23 protein-coding genes are annotated in these 23,246 nt (G+C 41.0%); 17 read left to right on the top strand and 6 right to left on the bottom strand.

What is annotated here, in order from left to right:
• Nucleotides 1-31: 31 nt before the first annotated feature.
• Entirely contained in the window at nucleotides 32-2,326 is a 2,295-nt protein-coding gene (locus QXS89_05185; GenBank protein MEM3831570.1) for a PGF-pre-PGF domain-containing protein, read from the bottom strand.
• Here QXS89_05185 and QXS89_05180 point away from each other — a divergent pair.
• Nucleotides 2,275-2,553 (top strand): hypothetical protein, encoded by a 279-nt coding sequence (locus QXS89_05180; GenBank protein ID MEM3831569.1) that lies wholly within the window; start codon nucleotides 2,275-2,277, stop codon nucleotides 2,551-2,553. The two genes, QXS89_05185 and QXS89_05180, sit on opposite strands and share 52 nt — an antisense overlap.
• A 30-nt stretch (nucleotides 2,554-2,583) precedes the next feature.
• Here QXS89_05180 and QXS89_05175 read toward each other — a convergent pair whose 3' ends face one another.
• Entirely contained in the window at nucleotides 2,584-3,048 is a 465-nt protein-coding gene (locus QXS89_05175; protein ID MEM3831568.1) for a hypothetical protein, read from the bottom strand.
• Nucleotides 3,049-3,376: 328 nt separating this feature from the next.
• Between QXS89_05175 and QXS89_05170 the strand changes: the two genes are divergently transcribed.
• The 3 genes from QXS89_05170 to QXS89_05160 all read left to right on the top strand — a co-directional run bounded on the left by QXS89_05170 (nucleotide 3,377) and on the right by QXS89_05160 (nucleotide 10,283).
• Entirely contained in the window at nucleotides 3,377-7,180 is a 3,804-nt protein-coding gene (locus QXS89_05170; GenBank protein MEM3831567.1) for a S8 family serine peptidase, read from the top strand.
• 387 nt (nucleotides 7,181-7,567) lie between these two features.
• Nucleotides 7,568-8,158: a hypothetical protein gene (locus tag QXS89_05165; protein ID MEM3831566.1), complete on the top strand. Its 591-nt coding sequence runs from the start codon at nucleotides 7,568-7,570 to the stop codon at nucleotides 8,156-8,158.
• A gap of 508 nt (nucleotides 8,159-8,666) precedes the next feature.
• Nucleotides 8,667-10,283 (top strand): CAP domain-containing protein, encoded by a 1,617-nt coding sequence (locus QXS89_05160; protein ID MEM3831565.1) that lies wholly within the window; start codon nucleotides 8,667-8,669, stop codon nucleotides 10,281-10,283.
• A gap of 190 nt (nucleotides 10,284-10,473) precedes the next feature.
• On the opposite strand, the gene QXS89_05155 is transcribed toward QXS89_05160, so the two are convergent.
• Nucleotides 10,474-10,890: a hypothetical protein gene (locus QXS89_05155; GenBank protein ID MEM3831564.1), complete on the bottom strand. Its 417-nt coding sequence runs from the start codon at nucleotides 10,888-10,890 to the stop codon at nucleotides 10,474-10,476.
• A 105-nt stretch (nucleotides 10,891-10,995) separates the two neighbouring features.
• Between QXS89_05155 and QXS89_05150 the strand changes: the two genes are divergently transcribed.
• The 12 genes from QXS89_05150 to QXS89_05095 all read left to right on the top strand — a co-directional run bounded on the left by QXS89_05150 (nucleotide 10,996) and on the right by QXS89_05095 (nucleotide 19,687).
• The gene (locus tag QXS89_05150; protein ID MEM3831563.1) at nucleotides 10,996-11,478 is read left to right on the top strand and encodes a 30S ribosomal protein S13; all 483 of its coding nucleotides are present in this window, start codon (nucleotides 10,996-10,998) and stop codon (nucleotides 11,476-11,478) included.
• Between the two features lie 15 nt (nucleotides 11,479-11,493).
• The gene (locus tag QXS89_05145) at nucleotides 11,494-11,997 is read left to right on the top strand and encodes a 30S ribosomal protein S4 (protein MEM3831562.1); all 504 of its coding nucleotides are present in this window, start codon (nucleotides 11,494-11,496) and stop codon (nucleotides 11,995-11,997) included.
• Nucleotides 11,994-12,404 carry a 30S ribosomal protein S11 gene (locus tag QXS89_05140; protein MEM3831561.1) on the top strand — a complete coding sequence of 137 codons (411 nt, stop codon included), beginning with the start codon at nucleotides 11,994-11,996 and terminating at the stop codon, nucleotides 12,402-12,404. The genes QXS89_05145 and QXS89_05140 overlap by 4 nt, the downstream gene beginning before the upstream one ends.
• Nucleotides 12,405-12,421: 17 nt before the next feature.
• Entirely contained in the window at nucleotides 12,422-13,315 is an 894-nt protein-coding gene (locus QXS89_05135; GenBank protein ID MEM3831560.1) for a DNA-directed RNA polymerase subunit D, read from the top strand.
• Between the two features lie 4 nt (nucleotides 13,316-13,319).
• Nucleotides 13,320-13,682, top strand: coding sequence for a 50S ribosomal protein L18e (locus QXS89_05130; GenBank protein MEM3831559.1), 363 nt, complete (start codon nucleotides 13,320-13,322; stop codon nucleotides 13,680-13,682).
• A 2-nt stretch (nucleotides 13,683-13,684) separates the two neighbouring features.
• Nucleotides 13,685-14,158, top strand: a complete 474-nt coding sequence (locus QXS89_05125; GenBank protein ID MEM3831558.1) for a 50S ribosomal protein L13 — start codon at nucleotides 13,685-13,687, stop codon at nucleotides 14,156-14,158.
• A 3-nt stretch (nucleotides 14,159-14,161) separates the two neighbouring features.
• On the top strand, nucleotides 14,162-14,584 hold the full coding sequence (locus tag QXS89_05120; protein MEM3831557.1) for a 30S ribosomal protein S9: 423 nt from the start codon (nucleotides 14,162-14,164) through the stop codon (nucleotides 14,582-14,584).
• Between the two features lie 5 nt (nucleotides 14,585-14,589).
• The gene (locus tag QXS89_05115; GenBank protein ID MEM3831556.1) at nucleotides 14,590-14,790 is read left to right on the top strand and encodes a DNA-directed RNA polymerase subunit N; all 201 of its coding nucleotides are present in this window, start codon (nucleotides 14,590-14,592) and stop codon (nucleotides 14,788-14,790) included.
• Between the two features lie 57 nt (nucleotides 14,791-14,847).
• Nucleotides 14,848-15,474 carry a 30S ribosomal protein S2 gene (gene rpsB, locus QXS89_05110; GenBank protein MEM3831555.1) on the top strand — a complete coding sequence of 209 codons (627 nt, stop codon included), beginning with the start codon at nucleotides 14,848-14,850 and terminating at the stop codon, nucleotides 15,472-15,474.
• 104 nt (nucleotides 15,475-15,578) lie between these two features.
• Nucleotides 15,579-17,000 carry a preprotein translocase subunit SecY gene (gene secY, locus QXS89_05105; protein ID MEM3831554.1) on the top strand — a complete coding sequence of 474 codons (1,422 nt, stop codon included), beginning with the start codon at nucleotides 15,579-15,581 and terminating at the stop codon, nucleotides 16,998-17,000.
• Nucleotides 17,001-17,202: 202 nt separating this feature from the next.
• Nucleotides 17,203-18,342, top strand: coding sequence for a glycosyltransferase family 2 protein (locus QXS89_05100; GenBank protein MEM3831553.1), 1,140 nt, complete (start codon nucleotides 17,203-17,205; stop codon nucleotides 18,340-18,342).
• Nucleotides 18,343-18,520: 178 nt separating this feature from the next.
• Nucleotides 18,521-19,687, top strand: a complete 1,167-nt coding sequence (locus QXS89_05095) for a citrate synthase/methylcitrate synthase (GenBank protein ID MEM3831552.1) — start codon at nucleotides 18,521-18,523, stop codon at nucleotides 19,685-19,687.
• Nucleotides 19,688-19,694: 7 nt separating this feature from the next.
• Here QXS89_05095 and QXS89_05090 read toward each other — a convergent pair whose 3' ends face one another.
• Complete coding sequence (locus QXS89_05090) at nucleotides 19,695-20,882, bottom strand: sugar phosphate nucleotidyltransferase (GenBank protein ID MEM3831551.1); 1,188 nt, start codon at nucleotides 20,880-20,882, stop codon at nucleotides 19,695-19,697.
• Between the two features lie 76 nt (nucleotides 20,883-20,958).
• Here QXS89_05090 and aspS point away from each other — a divergent pair, with 76 nt between their 5' ends.
• Complete coding sequence (gene aspS / locus QXS89_05085) at nucleotides 20,959-22,281, top strand: aspartate--tRNA(Asn) ligase (GenBank protein ID MEM3831550.1); 1,323 nt, start codon at nucleotides 20,959-20,961, stop codon at nucleotides 22,279-22,281.
• A 14-nt stretch (nucleotides 22,282-22,295) separates the two neighbouring features.
• Here the strand turns inward: aspS and QXS89_05080 are convergent, their stop codons facing one another.
• Both QXS89_05080 and QXS89_05075 read right to left on the bottom strand, forming a co-directional pair.
• Entirely contained in the window at nucleotides 22,296-22,796 is a 501-nt protein-coding gene (locus QXS89_05080; protein ID MEM3831549.1) for a hypothetical protein, read from the bottom strand.
• A 145-nt stretch (nucleotides 22,797-22,941) separates the two neighbouring features.
• Nucleotides 22,942-23,241 carry a ribbon-helix-helix domain-containing protein gene (locus QXS89_05075; GenBank protein ID MEM3831548.1) on the bottom strand — a complete coding sequence of 100 codons (300 nt, stop codon included), beginning with the start codon at nucleotides 23,239-23,241 and terminating at the stop codon, nucleotides 22,942-22,944.
• Nucleotides 23,242-23,246: the final 5 nt, after the last annotated feature.

Genomic DNA, 23,246 nt, shown 5'->3' with positions numbered 1-23,246 from the left:
GAAGCAATAAGAAAAGACTGAAAGGAAGGTGTTATTGTACGCGTCTCTTCTTATACATGTATAAGCCTATGCTCAAGGCTAGGACTCCTAACGTGATTGCTATCGCGCTCCAGGTTATTAGTGGTAGTTCTGCGGTTTCTCTTACAGTTATTGTCTCGGTTTTTACTGGTGTTGCTGTGGTTGTCTCGGTTGTGAGGGGTGTGGTTGTTGTTGTAGGTGTTGTAGTTATTGTAGGCTTGATCGCTGTTATTGCAAATATTGAGAAGCCGGAGGTTTCAGCCGTGAATTCGAAGTGAGTTGCATTCTCACCTACAACCCTGGTTGGAAGTCTCAACCACTCACCATTATGGTATCTGAGCATAGCTATGTCATCTTTAGCAACTCCATGAGTTGCTAGCCACTCCTTTAAAACCCAGAATGTTATATTCGCCTTCTCGATAGAGTTTTCAGGAGCATTCACATCAATCCTATGATAAGCGTAAACAAAACCCGGCGGACTAGGTATATTAGAAGGCTTATCAAAAAGCTTCTCGAAGTATATTGTGACATTCCTCACCACTTCTCTCAAGATTATAGATATATTCGAAATAATAGAGTTATCTATACTCAGATTAATAGGAGTATCAACCATATCAATCCAAACCATGAAGCTTCTATTAACAACTATCTCAGGAAGTTCTCTAGGCGTGGTAACAAAGATCGGAGCTTTCGGCCAGAAAACCTTACTCGGAACCTTAAACGGTATCTCAGGCGGCTTCTGATACATATAGAAATCCTGGAGATTCCAGAAAAGCTCTCCCACCCACTTCTCAACCTCCTCCTTAAACCGGGTAGCAAGCTTCTCAAAATCTATCTCACCTACTTTCCTAGAACTATAGATTATCAGAGCAACCTCCTCAGGCAGAGAATCACCCAACTCCCTCGTCGAAACAACCCTACCAATTATCTCAAAAACTCCAGAAACCCTGATAAACGGCACATCCTGATGAAAACTTGAGACACCAGCTACAAGCAGAAGCTCATTAGATTTCGGAGGCACACTCACATTATTCCATGCAACAAACCCATCAAGTCTTACATCGATCACAAGATATACGCATCCAACATCTGGGATATAAGCCTTATTCTCATCACAAGGAGCGCCACGCTTTATAACCTCTTGAACACTAATATAGCCACCATATAAATTCGCAGTCAACTTAACCACCTTACCGAGATATTCTTCACTCTTCTCCTTCAACTCCGCCACAGACCTCACATTCTCATCATAAAGTAGATCGGTTTTAACATCATAGAGCATCACCGGACCGCTAATATTGAGAAACCTTCCTAGAACCGGCATAGATCGCTCAAACAATGCGAATATCGGATGGCTAGATGGGATCACTATTCCATTAGTCACAACCCTAGAATCATACCAGTACTCATACTCGAAGTTAAAGACCCAAATTACTCGAGGCTCTCTAAAGCTCAAGAGATCTCTTATAACTTCATCACTGATATTAAAGGTAACATCTCTAACCTTCTCCAAAACTCCACGAACAATTTTCATTGGCTCAACAAGTTTCTCAGAGAGATATCCTATCGTCAGCGGAAGCACTATATACGGCGGTTCATCCGGATCATAGAGTATTGAAATCTGCTTTCTATAAGCTTCGATCTTAACAAGCTTGAACCTATAAGCCTCTGGATTTGCCAAGATCTCGTTAAGAGTTGTTGGCAAACCTTCTTTCACAAAGCTAACATTCTTAGCAACAACAACAGCTATATCTAAACCCGCAAGCTTGATAGACACTGGCAAAAGCCAGCCCTCCACCCTCGCCAAACCCTTATCACTCTGCTCAGCAAAAACCAGGTAGAGGCTTTCATTAGTCGCAAGCAAGAAGAACTCTGAAGGCAAACCAATCGGCAGCATTCTAATAATATCACCTGGAATCGAGTTCCTATACGAGGATACATTATCCTTCAGCGTCTCAGGAATAGCAAATGAAGCTCCTACAAGAGATATCTCAGAAAGTGATGGTGGCGTTGGAGGCGGTGGTGGAGGTGGCGTTGGGGTTGGGGTGGGCGTAGGAGTGGGAATTGGAGTGGGAGTCGGTGGTGGCGTTGGAGGCGGTGGTGGAGGTGGCGTTGGGGTTGGGGTGGGCGTAGGAGTGGGAATTGGAGTGGGAGTCGGTGGTGGCGTTGGAGGCGGTGGTGGAGGTGGCGTTGGGGTTGGGGTGGGCGTAGGAGTGGGAATTGGAGTGGGAGTCGGTGGTGGCGTTGGAGGCGGTGGTGGAGGTGGCAGTTGTGCAGGTAGCCCAAGCTGAGGTGAGGCTGAGGGCATCGTTAGACCTAAGGCTAAGGTTAGCAGAACCAAAGTTAGAATCAGATTTCTCCTCATTCAAATCCCTAACATATTTGATTTATTTAAGAAAATTAAAAATATCTTCTTCAGAGATCTTGATAATGTTGATGATGGGTCGTTTAATTATTGAAGAAGCAGAAGGCGTGAATGCCTACTATATCGTTGGCAAGGGTTTTCGAGGATATTCTGAAGATCTGAAATGTTAGGAGGAGGTCTCAGGTTCTCGGCATCGTTTGTTACTCCTTGGTTCTTGACGATCTTTTTCTCGCTCTTACTATAAGGATCACGCCTACTACTATCAGGAGGAGGCCAGAGATCATACCATACTGCAAGTATGTTGATACCATCCCAATGTTTTTTAGAGTGTTTTGCATAGTGTAGTATGCGGCCTCACTTAAATTGTAAGCCTGCTCCATGAGAGTAGCAGCTCTTGGAATCTGCCTGGTATAGTTAGCGAGCGGTTCTAGTCCAACCAGTGATAACGTGTCTGCTATTTGAGTCGCGTATGGCGACAATGCAGCCAGAGCCTCCATTGTAATTAGATAATCTCGAGAATGTGTGTTGTTATATGTCTCTTCAACTTTACTTCTCCACTCTATGAGTTGAGTGTGATACTGGTCTAAGACTATTGAGGCTCCAAAACTTACTAGGAGTAAGCAGAGTCCGAATCCTACGAGAAAACCTCCAGCTATTGAAGTCATTAAACACCTCCAACTAAGAGTAAGAAGCTGAGTCTATATATTTCTATAAAGCCAAAGCATGGCACAAAACATTTTTAAAACATGTGGATCGAAGACGTGAACTGATGTAGAGCTGGTATTCTCTATGCTATCTTTAGATGTATCTTATAGCTAGAGCTAAAATATATAGAGATAAGTATGCTAGCTGAGTGAAGCGGTGAGAAAAGACTGAAAGAAAAGGTTTCTAGGGTAGAAAATGTTTATATTTTTTATCTTTGTGTTGTACTGTGTTTTTCTTTTAGGATTAATACTTAAATACCTTGGAGTGAGATATATTTTGGTGTAGCTAATGGGTGGATTTAAGGTTTTTAAGATGTTATCGCTTCTTCTGATGATAATGGTTTTTCTCTCCAGCTTTCTAGCAGCTTTGCTGGCGGCTCCAGTAGGTGTTTATGCGTATAATAGTAGTTCGGGTAGTTTGCAGTACTATTCTGGAGCTGTAGCAAAACAATTATCTTCTCTAGAACAGATGGGAGGTGAGATTGTTAATGTAATAGTAATGCTTCAGCCAGACATATCACAGGATCAGCTATCAAGAATAGTTTCACAGCTTAACTTAACAACATTCTCATTCCATGGAGTAACTGTGCCAATACTCTTCGGCAGACCGGTGAAGTTGGAGAACGGATACTATGTGCTCAGACTTATAGGACCTTCAAAACTCCTCGCAGACAGGTTATCAGGCATCGAGCTCCAGCACATATCACGAATAGCTGTAAAACCACTACCATCATTCCAACCAAAAACACTAGAACCACCAGATGAGCTGAGCATTAATTTCAATAAAACCATTCTGCCTAATACAAATGATGTGAGAAATCTCATAGGAGCAAGCTATGTTGAATCTTCATATGGAATCACTGGAAAAGGTGTGAGGATTGCTATCGTTGACACCGGTGTTGACTATGCTCATCCAGATCTTCAGAGCAAGCTACTATACTATACAGGAACATATAGAACAATCCATGGAACCCAAGAGATAATCAGAGAACCTCTAGTTCTCGACGCCGACGAATCCCAAGTGATACTACTCCAGTCATTCACTCCAAATAGTACCGGATACATTGATGTAGGATCATATAATTTCACCGTTCTAATCTCCTACCCCGAGACCGTGCACCCAACCCACTCCTCCTACTATGTTGGAAACATACCATCAGCAAGCGGAGTCTATAAATTTGGCATGACTCTCGCATTTACTGTTAGCGGACTTGTAAGTGTAGGCATTCTACTCTCCGATCCTGACACCCCAGGAAACTATACTCTACTCGTCGTCGACGCAAATGATGATGGTGTGTTTGGAGATAGCGAAGACATGGTGGCAACATATGATGGGAACAGAATACTCTACTCTCCTCAGCTAGATATGAGTCTTGGCGTTGCAGGAGGATTCTTCTATGACATATTGTGGCAGTTCTCATATCCCGGAGCTTTCTTCCCAGGCTGGGATCTAAGAGGCAGCTACATTAGTCTATTCTACGACTTCCACGGACATGGAACATCATGTGCTTCAGCAGCAGCTGGAGACGGCTTGATCAATGGAATAGCAAGAGATGCATCAATAATCGGAGTTAAAGCACTATGGCTAGGAGATGTAGAGATAGGCATGCTATGGGCAGCAGGTTTCGATGTTGATAGCAGTGGAAATCTAGTGTATACCGGAGCAAAGAGAGCTGATATAATAAGCAATAGCTGGGGTATCAGCAGTTTCATATACGACATATCAGGCTTCGGCTATGACTTAGAATCCATGTTCATAAACGCGATAACAACTCCCGGCTTTCTAGACCCCTCATACCCAGGTATCCTAGTTGTTCAAGCAGCTGGAAACGGCGGTCCAGGCTTCGGAACCGTCACCTCTCCCGGATCTGCTGTAGGAGCACTAACAGTTGGAGCATCAACTCTCTGGAAAGTATATATGGATCTATATGGTTATGGAGGGTATACCCAGGATAACATAATAATGTGGTCAGCAAGAGGACCTGTTCCAGCAGGGTATCTGAAGCCTGATATAGTTAATGTTGGAGCATGGGGTCAGACCGCAGCTCCAATACCAATATACTACACTATATTCGGAGGAACCAGCTATGCAACCCCACTAACAGCAGGATCTGCAGCACTCCTCCTAGAAGCTTTAAGACAGAAGATAGGATCTGCAGCAGATACCCTCCCTCCATCTATCCTTAAGCAGATTCTAATGAATACAGCAGACAACCTCGGATACATGCCATACGACCAGGGAGCAGGAAGAGTTAACGTGACACGCGCAATACAATACGTCCTAGGACTATCGAATGAGCTGATAATAACCTCACAGAGCGAGTACGCTCTAAGCGCTTTGAAGATGAGCAACATGTGGTACTGGAGCTTCAGAGATTACATCCCAGCATATTTCATGTATTGGTATGGCTCATTCCTTCAGGTTCAGAATCCATCACTGCCAACCAGCTTCTCAGCGCAGAACTACTATGGAGTGTACGTGCCCGACGTACCCTCATGGAGGAGCAAGAGCTTTGTATTCACAATTCAAAACCCCACATCGGTTTCCGCCACCTTCACCATAGATGGAGCTTATACAATGAAGACTATTCTCCCACCTGCAACATATCAGTTAAGGTTCAACATCTCATCATCTCAGACTATTTCAAGCCAATGGATAATCATACCTCCTCAAAATATAAGTACCGCAACAAGTATCCTCCTAGCCGAGGTTAACGCTCCCTTCAGACTTCTAGATAACGACAACGACTACAACCCAGACTTCGAAGTTAGAATATACGCCTATGTATGGATAAACGATACAAACGGTAATGGAGTTCCTGATAGAGGAGAGCTGGCATTCATAAACGTAGGATATGCAACTTCTAACTATAATTCGATAGAGATAAGCAATCCGAGACAGCTCATAGCTCAGTTCGGTCCGAATGCTAAGCTTGCTCTCAGAGTATTCATATATAGAGACTATAGTAACGCTTCTCTAGTTAACTTCCCGGCAACTCTAACAGTATCTCAATACATGCTTGTAAAAGATCCAGCCGTATCCCTCCCTGCATTAACAATGACACTTCTCCCCGGAAGATCTGTGAATATCACTGGAACCATATTCGCATCCTCCCTCCCTCCAACAACTTATCAATCATTTATAAGAGTTAGAGCGACATTCGCCGATGGAACTGCTAGAACGTACATGATTCCCATGAGCTATACAGTATACGTAGACATGCCCTTAAGCGGAACTCTATACCTGAACCCGACAATTGATACAAGTCTAATGCTAAGCCCATCACATATAAGAGGAGATAATGACTGGCTATGGAGATATGAAGCAGGAGACTGGAGGTATTTCTATGTGAATGTGAACTCTCCAAGCATAGCTACTTTCGAGTTTAAAGTATCCTGGACATACAGCAACACAAGCTTGATAACCTACGCACTCGGACCTGATGGACAGTTTGCCGGCGGCTTTTACGGAGAATCTGTATCCTATCACGAGTATATTGGAAGTGGTAGATTCCTATGGATGGCTACAGGAGGAAATGCTGGAAAGAATCTCTCAGCAATAACCTTCCCAAGCACTAGATATAGATACTTTGAATATCCAACTGCAAAGCCGAACACAGGTGTATACACTCTCGTGGTTAGAACCGGGCTCTTCGATGGAGCTACAAATCTGGAGAGGTTTGTAGTATCAGTCACCCCTCTAACTATATCAGGTCTTCCCAATAGCGTGCTAGGACCTAGAGGAGCAGTTAGCTACATGATAAAGATACCATATGAAGCAACGATGTATTGGGCGTTTGTAGATTATCCATCCTTCCCACTACTTGTGTATAGCAGTTGGAGTGCTAGCGTGACTCCAAGCTACTACTACGGCATAATTCCTGCTGGAACAACACTAACATTCACAGTGAATTTCACCAACTACAACTATCCATATAGAGCAGACATATCCCTACTAATAGCATTCTACATGCCAACCAGCTCAGGTCTCCCAGTATACTACCGCTATCTCGGCAACGCCTATCTCTACGACGCAACATACGTCTTCGAAGACTGGATAATTAGCGGAACTCAATGGTTATGGCTGGGATAACCCTCTCATTTTTCCCCTCACAACTTCAAATCTTTTTAAACCTCTTTCCTTTCAGTTTTTCCTTCTGCTTCTCCATCGGGAAAAACCGGTTATATTACTCGCTCAATTTACTCACAAACTGACTTCTACAGAAAGATCTGTTTCCTACAAGAATAAAGTCAGCAGAAGTGAAAACAATTACAACTAGAACTCATATTTTCAGCAACTGGAATTAGAAGCAATAAGAAAAGACTGAAAGAAAGATGTGCTTTTAGTGGATTCATTCTAAAAATAGTAGCAAAGAATAGAGGTTAGATTTTAGTTGGGTTGGACCTGCTTTGTTAAAAACTAGCAGGATGTAATAATGTAGTGTTGAAGAGAAATAGAAAGAGCTTCTAGAGAAGTTCTATGATTATAACATATGCTTTGAATAGTTTCTGCTATTTACACGTAATTAGAGATTACGACCGCATTGACAATGAATCTAAGATAGAGCTCTTCTATTACTACAATAAAGGAATTGAAGTAGTAGGAAGTGTGGAGTACACGAGGATAGAATTTATAGTTGAAGAAGAAAGCGGTAGCACAACAGTCATTATATGGCTTCCAAAACAGACTGGAATTACGCCTAGGATAATGATCAACGGGAAAGAAATACCACCATATATGGTAGAACATGCTGTAGCACAGATCGTAGGCTCGTTTATGAGCTTCTTCATCATCCCCCATCAATTCTTGACTGCAATGATACTATGGCCTTACACACCTCCAGAAATAGGTTCATTAACTCACGTATCATCAGCCTCAATATCCTACGGAAACACTACCTTAAACGTTGATAAATATGTGTTCACACCTAACCCCAACAATCCAGACTTTGCTAATATAACCAAAGCGGATATATGGGTGTCTCATTATAAGGGCTATACACTATGCGTATACTTCATGATGGAAACTAAGACATCCGAATTGACTTATGAGCTATTAGAAATAACATAAAATGATATATAAAGCTTTTTTCAAAAGATTATTCTCTATAGCTTATTCCAATCTAAGTGTTGTCAGCTCATCTCTCCCGCCACGTTGGTTGTAGAGGCCTGTTTTCTTAGAGACCTCATACTAAGATATGCTATTTTTCTTCATCTGAGTTGAAGCATATCTTCGCTCTCCACTGCTCCTGATATGAATCCTACTACCATATCTTGCCTGTGGTTTGCTGTGGCTACTAGCCATTCTACGCAGGGGCATAAGCATTCTTCGGATCCAACGCACGGAGCTTACATTCATCAGCACAAACCTTAAAAATATGGCACAAAGTAGTTGTAGACTCTGACGTCTCTCCTGCAACTGGAGTAATACCACTGAGATGCAACAATTGTTATTGCTATATCGATTATTTTCACGATGATGATTCTACTAGGTGAATATTTATGGCGGTCACGATCCTGTTAAATTTTTTAATAACTAATATTATTTAATATATAAGTTAGTACGCAGGGGTTTTAAAATGAATAACGTAATACACTGTCTTGATGATTCCATAAACGATGTGATCATAATATTTATGCAGCCAGCTATTCTCAACTTCGTGAAAGAGTCTAGCTACACTAGATCCGTTGACGGTTTTCTCGTGAAATTTGGAACCCTGGTATCTATGTTAGAGGATACGGCATCGATTTTTAAAGTGAATGCCAATGATCTCTTGACAAGAGTTCTCGCATGTGCTGAGATATCAGAGGCTCTTAGACCTCTGGCTAAATATGCTGATGACGTCAAGCGGTTGGTTTCAATAGATCCTAGGCATAAAAAGCTGTATCCATACTTACCCTTAATATATAGCTATCTATCAAGACTCCCTCCAACCAGCATAGAGCTGGATCTCATTAGACCAAGCATGTCCGAGCTGGAGAAGGAAAAAACTACACAAAGCCTCACAAAACCATTCATTGTATCTGAACAAAAACCAGTCAGAGAAAAGGAAGAGAAGACTCTAGAACCTAGTGAACGAGAAATAAAGGTTGAAGTGTCTAGATCCAAGCCAGAGGTTGCTCAGCAAGGGTTTGGATATCTTGCAAAGAAAAGAGGAGTTAGCAGGCTTAAGGTAGCAGCATTTATGTCATTAATTATTCTAGCAATATTAATATCTTATGCCTCCGGTATAGAGCCGGTTAAGAACTGTATAGACACAGCTGGTCGATTCTTAGTAAGCGAGTTGAGCAATGTATGGAGAACGCCTACTCTCCTGGACATCAAGTTGAATGTACTAAACGAGCTGAATAAGATCCGCGCTGCATACAATCTACCTCCCGTGCAATTATTGAACTTGTCTATAGCGCAGTACCGGGCCGATGACATGGTTAGAAATGCTTATTACGGTCACTGTGATTTGAATAGAGTTCCGACTACCTACTATTATACATTATTGGGAGGGGCTTATGCTATGGAGGAGAACATTGGCTATGTTGGTAAGTGCCTTTTTCCTCCTCTAAGGCCAGCTGACATATATGCTAGCGATGCTATGAATTATGCTTTAGATATCCTGAATGAAATGGTGTATAATGACGCATCAAGCTTCTGGGGTCACAGGGATTCTCTCCTTGATCCCACCAATAATTACGTCGATATAGGGGTGGCTTGGGGTAAGGGGATCTTTATAATTGTTCTGCAGATGAACAAAGTCTGGGTCTTCTGGTCAGATCCCCCCTCGTATATCAACAATATATTTAGAGCATGTGGAAGACTTCTGCTGAACGGCTCCGAGATTACACAGGTGCTTATATATAAGTACGTGGAGAATGGCTTTCTATCATGGCTTACGCTCAACATCCGATCTTTGTGCACAACGGCTAACGCCACCTGCGGAAGCTACTCACTTGGAAATCCAGTGGCTGTTGTCGTTCCATCGCCCAACAAGTACTACCCTGGCATAGAAACCATTGTAGCATCAAAATGGGTTCAACAGGGAGATAACTTTTGCATTGAATTTACGTGGATGCCAAAAGAGAAAGGGATCTATACAATAGCAATATTCGCTAAGAATACCATCGGCATATCGCATCCTTATGACAAAGATAGATTTAAAGACTATGTCCCGATACTTGAGTACACGGTAAATATCCCTTAGCATGAAGAAGAGCAGATTCCTTATGATCTAATCCAATAGTTATAGTAGAAACACTGAGACTAATATATAGGGTATGTCTATTTCTCATTTAATCTTTTCTCATTGCTTCGCAACGATATATCTGAAGAGATATGAAACAATAAGAAAAGAGTGAAAGATGAGAAAGGGCTGAGGTTTAGGTTGGAGGGAGTTATTTTTTCTCGAAGAGTATTATGTTGCATTTTTCTGAGAGTTTTTCTCTGTTGGCATACTCTATCAATTCTTCTCTCTTCTCTAGGAATAGCAGAGTGTTTCTATCACAGAGATCTTTTAATAGTTTTTCTAGAGAACTTATCTCTCTTACTTCATATATTCTTATTGCTACATCAATATTTGTCGCTAGATGATCTCTGAAAACTCTAGCCCATCTAGATGGTGTTGCATCTCCTAGTAGTATTATGTAGAGCTTCTTACCCGCCAACCTAGAGATCCTGTGGATCCTCTTGAAGATCTCTGGATCTCTCTCAAATAACTCTAGACTCCCCACCGCAACACATCTATTATACCTTCTCACTCTTATAATCTCATCATCTGAAAGTCTATAGCCTTCTCTCTCAGACTCTAGCATTCTTCTTCAGAGCATTATTATAGAATGCCGGTTCTTAAAGCTTTTATTCTCCTGAACCAGTAAGTCTATATAGTAGCTAATATCAACTGCGGGTGGAGATTCAAGGTGTCTAGCGAGAGAGGCTTCAGACATATAGTGAGAATAGCGAACACAGATCTAGATGGTTCACAGCTTATACCATACGCTCTTTCAAGGATCAAAGGCGTAGGCTATAACTTCGCTCTAGCTATATGCAGAATCCTAGGTCTCGACCCTAATCTCAGACTCGGCTATCTAGACGAAGAAACCTTAAAAAACATAGAGAGGATAATAAGAGATCCAGCCAGCTTCAAGATACCATCATGGTATTATAACAGAAGAAAAGATCTCGCAGAAGGCATAGATAAACATCTGATAGGATCCGAACTCATCCTCGCAGTAAGAGAAGACATAGAAAGAGAAATGAGAACAAAAAGCTGGAGAGGCTTCAGACACTCGCTAGGACTCAAAGTAAGAGGTCAGAGAACAGCTACCACAGGCAGAACAGGAGTCACAGTAGGAGTTAGAAAGAAGAGAGAAGCCGCAGGCGAAGGAGGTAAGAAGAGCTAGATAAGGTGAGAATCCATGGGAGACCCTAGAAAACCTAGAAAGAAATGGGAGAGACCTGGACATCCCTGGATTAAATCTAGACTAGAAGAAGAGATGAGACTACTAGGAGCATACGGTCTGAGAAACAAGAGAGAACTATGGAGAGCTCAAACTTATCTGAGAAGAATAAGAGAGAGAGCCAGAGCTCTACTCTCTCTACCTCAAGATGCTAGAAGCGCCGAGGAGAAGAGATTAATCGAAAGACTCTACAGAATAGGACTTCTAAAGATCACCAACGCAACTCTAGATGATATCCTCAACCTAACAGTAAGCGATGTTCTCGAGAGAAGACTTCAAACCCTTGTATACAGGAAAGGTCTGAGTAAAAGCATTCACCACGCTAGACAGCTAATAGTGCACGGCCACATAGCTATTGGAGGTAGAAGAGTCACATCACCAGGATATCTCGTCTCCAGAGATGAAGAAGATCTCATAGGATTCTATCCTACCTCACCATACTACAGCTCCTCCAAAGGGTGAAGCTCTTGAGCCTCCAATCTAGAGAGCTTAGATGGGGTATAGCTCATATATACGCATCCTATAACAACACACACGTCCACATAACAGATCTATCAGGTGCAGAAACCATATCAAGAGCTTCTGGAGGACATGTTGTTAAAGCTGATAGAGAGAAGCCATCACCCTACGCAGCCATGATGGTAGCATACAAAGTAGCCCAGGAAGCTCTCGAAAAAGGTATAACAGCAATCCATATAAGAGTTAGAGCTCCAGGAGGACACGGACCTAAGATACCAGGCCCCGGAGCTCAGCCCGCTATAAGAGCTCTCGCGAGAGTAGGCTTTGTAATAGGAAGAATAGAAGATGTGACCCCAATACCTCATGACACCACAAGAAGACCTGGCGGTAGGAGAGGTAGAAGAGTATAAATCCTCGGTGTTTTTAGATGGGATCTGAAGATGTTAAAATTAAGATTCTCACGAAGACAGATGATTATATTGAAGCTCTTATCGAAGGCGTTCCTCTACCTATTTTAAATGCTCTAAGAAGAATGATCCAGCTTGAAGTCCCTACAATGGCTATAGACGAGGTTATATTCTACGACAATACATCACCCCTCTACGATGAGATAATAGCACATAGACTAGGACTTATACCTCTGAGATCTGAGGAAGCTTTAACCAGATATAGATCTCCTGAGGAATGCGCTAAATGCATGGAGAGCTACTATACAGAAGCTCCCGAGGAGAGCATCTCAAGACCTTCTCGCGAGGAGTGTGAGAACTGCTTCACATACATAAGAGCATCTATAGATAACAAAGGTAGAGATCTCAAGATATTTTATTCGAAAGATCTTGTCTCAGACGATCCTTACGTAAAACCTGTTTACGAAGAGATACCCATAGCAGTTCTAGGACCCGACCAGAGAATATCTTTTGATGCGAAAGCAAGATTAGGACGTGGTATAGAGCATATCAAGTGGAGCCCCGTCTCAGTTGCAGGAGTAAGATATGTTGCCGAGATAAGTACTAACAGAGTTAGTGAAGAACTCTACCCAAGAATCGAGGAATGCGTAGGCTCATGTCCTGTGAATATTCTCGAATTCTCAAAAACCGATGGAAAGATCATTGTAAAAGATATTTACAGATGCACTCTCTGCATGCAGTGTGTAAAGAAATGTCCTGAAGGTTCTATCAAAATAGGCTATAGAAAAGATCAATACGTGTTATTTCTAGAGAGTGTTGGACAGCTCAGCCTGAAAAGCATTATTCTAACAGCTCTTGACATACTTATTAGCAAGATAGACCATTTAATAGAACAGGCTGAGAACATAAGGTGATCTCATGGCGAGAACAGGACCTACAAATATAATGCTAAGAAGAATCATATCAGATCTCAGGAGATACGCTAATAAGTATAAAGCACCTGTATGGGATGCCGTGGCAGAGTATCTCGAGAGAAGTTCTAGAAAACGTGTTGCAGTTAACATATCTAGGATCTCGAGATATGCTAAGGAGAACGAGATCGTCGTAGTTCCTGGAAAGGTTCTAGCATCAGGATCTCTTAAGAAGAAGATCACAATAGCTGCATACTCCTACTCCGCTAAAGCTCTTGAGAAAATAAGATCTTCTGGAGGGAGAGCAATCACTATAAGAGATCTTTTGAAGGAAAATCCTGAAGGTAGAGGGGTGAGGATAATAATATGAAGATGAAAAACTTCATAGAAGAGATTAAGAAGACATATGGTGAGAATAATATAGTGATTATAGATGCCGAGAACATGATACTAGGTAGAATGGCTAGCGTTGTCGCCAAGCTTCTTCTCGAAGGATATAGAGTTTACATAGTTAATGCAGAGAAAGCAGTTGTATCAGGCGAGAGAAGAAGAGTTATAGAAGGCTACAAACTTCTCTTAAAGCTTAAAACTCATAAGAATCCTTATAAAGGTCCTAAGAAACCTAGAAATCCTATTAATATTGTTAAGAGAACTATTAGAGGAATGCTTCCAAAAGAGAGTGACAGAGGTTTCAAAGCCTTGAAAAGACTTAGAGTATTCTATGGAATCCCCGAAGAACTAGCCGGCAAACCCATGATCAAGATACCATTTGCAGACGCTTCAAAACTCAAGTATGAAGTTGTTTCAGTAGCTGAGATCGCTAGAGCTCTCGGATGGGTGAGCTAACCGATGAGCTCTCAAGAGAGTCCTAAGATAGTGATATCATCTGGTTCTAGAAAGACATCAATAGCTCGAGCGGTTATCAGGAAAGGCAATGGAAGATACAGGGTTAACGGGATTCCCATAGAGGTATGGCCTAATGAGATGACCAAACTGATAATGATGGAACCTGTTCTCTTAATAGGTGAGAAACTCAGATCTCTTATAGATATAGATGTCTCCGTAAGCGGAGGAGGATATGTCTCTCAAGCTAAGGCTGTTAGAATGGCTGTTGCAAGAGGTATTCTAAGATACTTCGAAGATGAATCTCTCATAAGATCTCTCTACATAGAATATGATAGATCAATGCTAGCAGGAGATCCCAGACAAACAGAACCTGAGAAATGGATGAGATATTCAGCAAGAAGATTCAGACAGAAGTCTTATAGGTGATTAGAATGATAATTCCCGTGAGATGCTACACCTGTGGATATCCTATAGCAAGACACTGGGATGAATTTAAGAGAAGAGTAGAAGCTGGTGAGGATCCTAAGAAGGTATTAGATGAGCTAGGAGTAAGAAGATACTGTTGTAGAAGAATACTCCTATCTCACGTTCCTCTAATATATGAGATAGCATACTACAGAAGACTTGGGTGACAATATATGAGCTCTTACGACTACGAAGGCTCTGAAGAAGTTAAACAAGAAAGTACAATGGTTGCCAGATACGCTGCTGCAGAACTTCTAGTCCCAGTAGAGGTCTACCTCTCTGCAGGAGTTCATATAGGAACCTACACAGCTAATAAGTATCTCGAGAGATTCGTATTCAGAGTTAGAAGTGACGGGCTTTATATTTTTGATGTGAGAAAGATCGATGAAAGGATCAGACTCGCCGGAAAATTCATAGCAAGATATGATCCTCAGGGGGTAGTAGCTGTAGGAGGTAGACAGTATAGTTTCAAACCTGTTGAAATGTTTGCTAAGATGATCAGAGGTAGAGCGGTTCTAGGCAGATTTATTCCTGGAACATTCACAAACCCATACCTCTCAACATATATAGAGCCTGAGATCGTGGTCATATCAGATCCCAGGATCGATACTCAAGCACTTACAGAAGCTATAGAAGTAGGAATCCCCATAGTCGCGTTCGCAAGCACTGATGCAAAACTGAGTGGAATAGATCTCGTGATCCCAGGAAATAATAAGGGTAGGAAATCTCTAGCTCTTCTATACTATCTTCTCACAAGACAAGTTATGAGAGAGAGAGGAGAGATAGCACCCAATCAAGATATAGGAGTTTCTATAGAAGACTTCGAGACGAAACCTGGAGAATACCACTAGATCTTCTATTACAAGGGTTTTCAGAGTAATCAGACTTATATAGTATTCGTAGATATTATGTCTTAGGAGAATAAAGGTATGACTATACTTCGAGAGGTGTTCAAATGCCTGACGTACTAGGATTTCTAGCTAGAATAGGTGAGAAACTTCCAGGAGTTGAGAGGGTTAAGATAAAACCCACTCTAGGTATTAGACTTGTATACACAGGTATAGCTCTCATACTCTACCTCTTCATGTCTGCAATACCATTATACGGTATAGAACATGCTCCAAGACTCTTAGGAAATCTTCCTCAGATAGTTCAGATAGTATTCGCAATGTCAGGAGGAACACTAGCTCAGCTTGGTATAGGTCCTATAGTGACCGCAGGTCTTATAATGCAGATACTCGTAGGCTCCAAACTTCTCACCCTAGATCTTTCAAAAGCTGAGGAGAGGAGAAAATTCACTCTCTCCCAGAAGACACTAGCACTCATAATAGCAGGTGTCGAGGCCGGAGGCTTTGTAATAGTAGGATCTAACTTCTGGACTCTCACAGGACCTAATCCTGTTTTCGATGTTTCCGCAAGCTTCTGGATCAGATTTCTAGTATGGTTTCAACTAGTATTCGCAACATATCTCATAATGCTTCTCGACGAATCTCTTCAAATGGGCTGGGGTATTGGAAGTGGAATATCATTATTCATCCTAGCAGGTGTTGCCAGAGATGTTATTAACAGGCTCTTCTCTCCACTACCAGTGTCAACATCGGATTCACAACCTTTTGGATTCATACCATATCTCATCTGGGCATCTCACAATGGAGATCTCTCCATAGATAATATAATGATCAGAGCTTCAGGAACAATGTATCTTCCCAATCTAATAGGCTTGATAGCTCTTATAGTTGTAATGTTCTTACTAATATATCTTCAGAGAATGAAAGTCTACATACCAGTAACCATGCAAAGGCTTAGAGGTGTGAGAACCAGAGTTCCACTACAATTCCTCTACGTAACAAACCTCCCAGTTCTACTGATATCAATACTCTACAGCGATCTATTCATATTCTACAGCATAGCCTCTGGAAATCCAACTATAGCAAACGCTCTGGGATGGCTTATGTATTATCTTAGACCTATATCAGGCTTCTACGAGCTTTTCCAAGATCCTGGAAGGGTTATGATACACGTGATAATATTCACAGTATTAGCAGTATTATTCGGGCTTATGTGGATAGAGGTAGCAGGTTTAAACCCCTCAGGTCAGGCTGAAAGACTTATACAGTCAGGACTTGAAATACCTGGTCTCAGAAGAAATCCTAAGATACTTGAAGCCATGCTAGCTAGATACATATACCCTCTCACTATATTAAGCTCTCTCATCGTAGTTGCAATAGTAATCGTAGCAGACATCTTCATGACCTATGGAACCGGTGTTGGAATACTACTCGCTATAGGTATCGTAGAACAGTTCTACACTATAATAGTCTATGAGAGAGCTTTAGAAGCATATCCTATTCTAAAGAGGATCTTGGGAGAAGCATAAAGTGAAACCCTATATATAGTGATTCCAAAGAACTCTATACAGTACAAAGCTGTGGTAGCATGATACAAGCTATAGATAAGATCGATCTTATAAAGGAGTGGAAAAGCCTTGGAAGATAGCAGGATAGAAAGGATTCGTCAGATTCTTAAAAATCCTGATAAAGATCTCATGTCCACCCGATCTTCATTCTCCGGTGGCGATCATGATCGTATTCGAGCATGATATGGAATTATATGAAGTAGGTTCCAAAGATCTTGAGAAGCCTTTTCTAAGCATAGTAATACCTACCTATAATGAATCTGAGAACATAGAAGAGCTTCTGAGAAGAATCCAGAGTTCTCTAAGTTCAGATCTAGAAGATTCTTATGAAATAGTGATAGTAGATGATAACTCCCCCGACAAGACATGGGCTAAAGCTCTTACTCTCATGAGGAACATGGGTTTAAGAGGTAGGGTCATCGTTAGAAGATATAAAAAAGGTCTGGGTACTGCCATTGTTACAGGCATAAGATTCTCAGAAGGAAAGTATATAGCTGTTATGGATGCAGACCTACAGCATCCTCCAGAAGAACTTAGTAGAATGCTTGAGAAAGCTTTAAAACAAGACTACGATCTCGTAATAGCCTCTAGATATGTGAGAGGAGGAGGTATTGAGGGTTGGAGTACTCATAGAAAGATAATATCTCTAGTTGCGTCATATATTGCTAGAATACTTATTCCTCATGTGAGGAGAATCAGAGATCCTATGTCGGGATTCTTCTTATTCAGAAGAGACTCCGTGGATCCTGAGAGACTCGTAGGAGATGGAATGAAAGTGCTTCTAGAGATCATAGTAAAAGGAGATGTGAAAAGGATCTACGAGCATCCCTACGTGTTCAAGAGAAGAGGTAGAGGGAGGAGCAAGCTGAGCTTTAGAGATGTCATAGACTTTCTAGCACAAGTTCTCAGACTTAGCGAGTATAGAATCCTGAAATTCATTGTAGTAGGATCTTCAGGAGTTATAGTTAACACTGGCGTGCTATATGTAATGGTTGAAAACGGCTTCAGCAGACCTATAGCATCTCTAGTAGCTATAGAGATCTCTACAGTATCAAACTTCATATTAAACGATCTCTGGACATTCTCTAGAGATAGAAGAGGAAGCTGGATGAAAAGACTTCTAGGATATCATATGGCGGTAGCCGTTGGAAACATTGTGATCTTCACTGTATTTAATATTCTCTCACTATTCATATACTATATAATAGCTAATCTAGTAGGCATTATCCTAGGCTTCATCACCAACTATATTATAAGTTCTGAGCTTGTATGGGGGTTGAGAAGATATTCTAGAGGAGCGTGATATCTCATGCATCTATTTCCTTCTTGAGATCTTCAGATTAATCAATGTTTATTCGCATTCAAAACCATATAAATAGTCTGCTTCTTATAAGAATATAATATTGATTCTTAAGATAGATTATAACCTAAATTGAAAGTTATTAACTTTCTAAGAAAATAACAATATTTGGTGAACTTGTTTGAGTGGAGAGAGTGAAAAGCCTAAGGTTTTTAAAGGTCTTGAAGGAATCTATGTTACCGAGACCAGACTAAGCTTTATAGACGGTCTCAAATCAAGACTTTACTACGCAGGATATCCTATAGAAGCTCTCGCTAAAAACTCAACATATGAGGAGACAGCATTCCTACTCTACTACCTGAGACTCCCGAAGAAAGATGAGCTAGATCTCTTCAAAGCTTTCATGGCTGAAGCTAGAGACATCCCCGAAGATGTTCTTCAAGTTATAAAGAAGATGATAGCTTTAAAGGCGCATCCAATGGATATTCTCAGAACAGCTATATCATATCTCGCCGCATATGATCCTGAGGTTTCTATCAACACACCTGAGTCTAATATGAGGAAGTCCATCAGAATACTTGCTAAAGCTCCTACTATCATTGCAGCAATGTATAGATTCTCTAGAGGTCTTGATTTCATACCTCCGAGAAAAGATCTTTCTCATGTTGAGAACTTCCTATACATGATCCATGGTAAGAAACCTACACAATTCGAGACAAAGATCCTGGATGTTATATTTATACTACACGCAGAACACGGCATGAACGCATCAGCATTCGCATCACTGGTCACGATCTCAACACTCTCAGACATATACTCAGCAGTAGTATCAGGAATATCAACACTCAAAGGACCTCTCCACGGAGGAGCTGCTGAGGCTGCATATTATCAGTTTAAAGAGATAGGAAGCCCTGAAAGAGTTGAGGAGTGGGTTCAGAAAGCTCTTGCAACCAAGAGAAGAATTATGGGTATGGGACACAGAGTTTATAAAACCTATGATCCTAGGGCTAGGATTATGAAGGAACTTGATGGAGAAATAGCTAAAACATATGGTGGAGAACCTAGACTTCTCTACGAGATAGCAGTCAAACTCGAAGATGTAGCCTTAAAAGAGTTTGCTGAGAAAGGGAGAATGGATATACAGCCGAATATAGACTACTATACTCCGATAGCTTACACAGCTCTAGGAATACCACCCGAGTTCTTCACAACGATATTTGCAGCATCAAGAATAGTGGGATGGACTGCTAAGGCTATGGAGTATGTTAGAGATAACAGACTTATAAGACCTCTAGACCTCTACGTGGGAGAACTTGATAAGGAGTACATACCTATCGAAAAAAGATAGTTTTTTTCTAATCGATCTCAACTTCTTCTCCTGCTTCCAGGATTCTTCCAGCGTATACTCTAGCTTTTGAGTAGATAATGCTACCAAGCTTACTATATTCTCTACCTCTTGATACTATTCTCATAGCTTCTTCAACTCTCTGCTGAAGTATATTCTTAGTAATCACACTAGGTTCCACAACACTTCCGAACCCGATTACTGAGTATCCTATATAGCATCCTCTCCCTATAGTAGCCTCCGGTAGAATAACAGATCTATTGATCTCCGAGTAGGAGGATATGAAAACATTTCTCTCTATAGAGGAATAGCTTCTAATAAAAGAATATGCTCCTATGAAAGCTCTTCTACCTATATAAGCAGGACCTCTAATGATAACATTATGATCTATTTCAGCTTCTTCATCTATGATCACAGGTCCTTCAATAACTGCATGAGGCGATATCCTACTACTCCTACTAATACTACTACTTCTCAAAGTACTTAGAATTCTATAACTAGCTTCAAGGAGATCCCATGGACTTCCTATGTCTACCCAATAATGCCCCCACGGAAGGATTCTTACTTTGAAATCTTTCACATACTCTCTGAAAGCTGAGGCTATATCACTATGATCTCTTAAATATCTCGAGAAAGAATTTCTAACCAGGTAGATCCCTCCAGCAATATATCCATAACCTCTAATAGTAGATGGCATGATCTCTCTTACAATACCACTCTCATCAACATCCATAAGCCAGTGATTTTTCCTAGGTTTCTCAGCAACTCCTAAGAAGATCCCGCCAAAATCATCTTTCACAAGATAATCCTCACCAGCTAAGAGGATAGAGCTGTATACATTCTTATCAGCTACTATATCTCCATACACCACAAGAACTATTCTATCTCTCTCATCAACAAGATCGAAGCCTGCTCTATAAGCTCCTGAAACCCCGTGTTCTCGCTGTTCAACGAATACAACCCTTGAATCATTATATCTAGATGCAAGAGGCTCAGCTAGATCTCTTCTATCTGAGACCAGTATTATCCTTCTAATTCTACTCTGTATAGAATCTTTCAAGCCATTTATCACATGCTCTATAATAGGTCTTCCAAGAATCTCGATAAAAGTCTTCTGAACACCTCCACTAAGTTTCTCAAGTTTCTCAGATCTACCGCCTGCAAGAAGTAGAACTGTTAGATCCCTCTCATCCCTCATGCTCGCATACTCCATCTATAAATGCTCGTGCTACAGATAAAAATCTAGATAACAAAGATTTAGAGGGCTAGATAACTTGAAAAAACACTTCACAAGAGATATACTGGAGAGAGGTGTAGACGGCGAGAGATATGAGATCTATGGATGGGTTTCAAGAGTAAGAGATCTAGGAGGAGTTAAATTTATCCTGATAAGAGATAGAGAAGGCTTTATACAGGCTGTAGCTAAGAAAGGCAGTGTCTCTGAAGAAGTTCTCAGAATAATTGAGAAGCTCAGCAGAGAAGATGTTGTAAAGATCAGTGGCGTGTTTAGGAAGAACTCTCAAGCTCCTGGAGGAGGTGAGATAATAGCTGAGAATATCGAGATCCTATCTAAAGTAGTCGAACCTCCTCCTATCGAGGTTGAGAACAGTATTTCATCAGATCTTTCTACGAGGCTTAGATGGAGATGGCTTGATGCTAGAAATCCAAAGATCAATCTTATATTCAGAGTTGAAGCTGCCGTGGCGATGTCATTCAGAGAGTTCTTTGTATCAGAAGGCTTCATAGAGATCTTCACTCCAAGAATCGTTGGAGGAGCTACTGAAGGAGGTGCAGAAGTGTTTCCCATACTATATTTCGATAAACACGCCTTCCTAGCACAATCTCCTCAATTCTATAAGCAGATGGGCGTGATAGCGGGTTTTGAAAAAGTTTTTGAGATAGGTCCTGTGTTCAGAGCTGAGAAGCATCATACTGTAAGACATCTTACAGAATATCATTCTATAGACTATGAAGTAGGCTTTATAAGAGATTATAATGATGTGATGGATGTCGCCGAGAAAGCTTTTAAACATGTGGTAGAAGATATTAGCGAGAGTAGCATAGGAAGGCAGGCTTTCAAAGAATTTAAGATTGAAAAACCTCTGACCCCAGGATCTTTTCCAAGAGTTTCTCTAAGAGATCTATATAAGATTCTCGAGAATTATGGAAAGAAGATCCAGCCAGGCGAGGAATTAGATGCTGAGGGTGAGAAAGCTGTATGGAGATACTCTCTGGATAGATATAACTCAGATTTTATATTTGTAACAGACTATCCTTGGAAGGCAAGACCTTTCTACACAATGAGAAGAAATGATGATCCTAACTATACGTACGGCTTCGATCTCCTCTTCAGAGGTCTTGAAGTAGCTACAGGAAGTCAGAGAGAACATAGGTATGAAGTTCTTCTCAACCAGCTTAAGGAGAAGGGTTTGAACCCAGACAACTTCTGGTTCTATCTAGAATTCTTCAAATACGGAGCACCACCACATGGAGGTGCTGGCATAGGTCTTGAGAGAGTTGTCATGCAGCTTCTAGGTCTTGATAATATAAGAGAAGCAAGACTTCTACCCAGAGACCCCGAGAGACTTTTCCCATAACTATAAGACGGCTTCTACGGCGTTGTAGATCTGATCTCTTCACTATCTTGAAGAGTAAGACCTTCGGTTTTAGCTTCTTTCTTATCTAAACCCTCGGTTTTCTCTCTTATGATTCTTCTAAGTTCTGCTAGGATCTTCTGCTTCTCATACTCTATAAGATCCTTATGATGTTTCTTAATATGATCCTCTGGAAACACATTATACAGCTTCCTACCACACACCATACACTCCTCAGGTCTCTGGCTTCTATCTATATAGATCCTCGTCTTCTCTAGTATTATAGGCACTGCTAGTTTTATAAGGAGATTTGCAAGAGGTCTGTTATTAGCCTTATCATATATTCTCTGGATGAAGCCTCTGAGCTGGTGTTTTGAAACATTATAAATCTGAGGTGCTGCAGCTGGCGATAGATTCCCTTCTACATACTCTATCAATGCTTTTAATATCTCAGGTCTTCCAGCCATCATCTTTAGAACCAGGTATTCTAAAACCTCTGATATGCTATTTGATACCATACTCTCTAATAATCATGTTCTGTATACATTCATCCTAAAAATAGAGAGGCATATGAATCCTCGGGGTTTGCAGTTGTAGAACGTATTCTCAGGGTATTACCTTATAAATACCGAGTTATGATGAATATATCCTAGATCTAGTGATTTACTCTCTCGAGTACGAAACACATCTCTTTAGCAGTTTTTCTATGAATTCAGACATGCTCTGAATCCTAGGATCATATGTAATAGGTGTGGAGCTCTCTATTAAAGATATCATTCTCAGATAAAGCTGTACAGCATCCTTAAGAAAATTACTTCTGCTACTATACCCAAGTCTCTGCCATGTGATATCAATCTTTTGAAGCAATTCCTCATCTAATTTAATGGTTACCACACGAGTTGAAGAATTTGATCTTCTTAATCCCAGCACCTCGGTGATAGGTGTCTCCGATTTTCGATTCATAAGCT

Source organism: Sulfolobales archaeon, from assembly GCA_038881635.1.
Taxonomy (GTDB): Archaea; Thermoproteota; Thermoprotei_A; order Sulfolobales; family AG1; genus WYEN01.
Note: the sequence above shows the minus strand (reverse complement) of the source record. Positions and strands in the feature narration are given on the sequence as shown.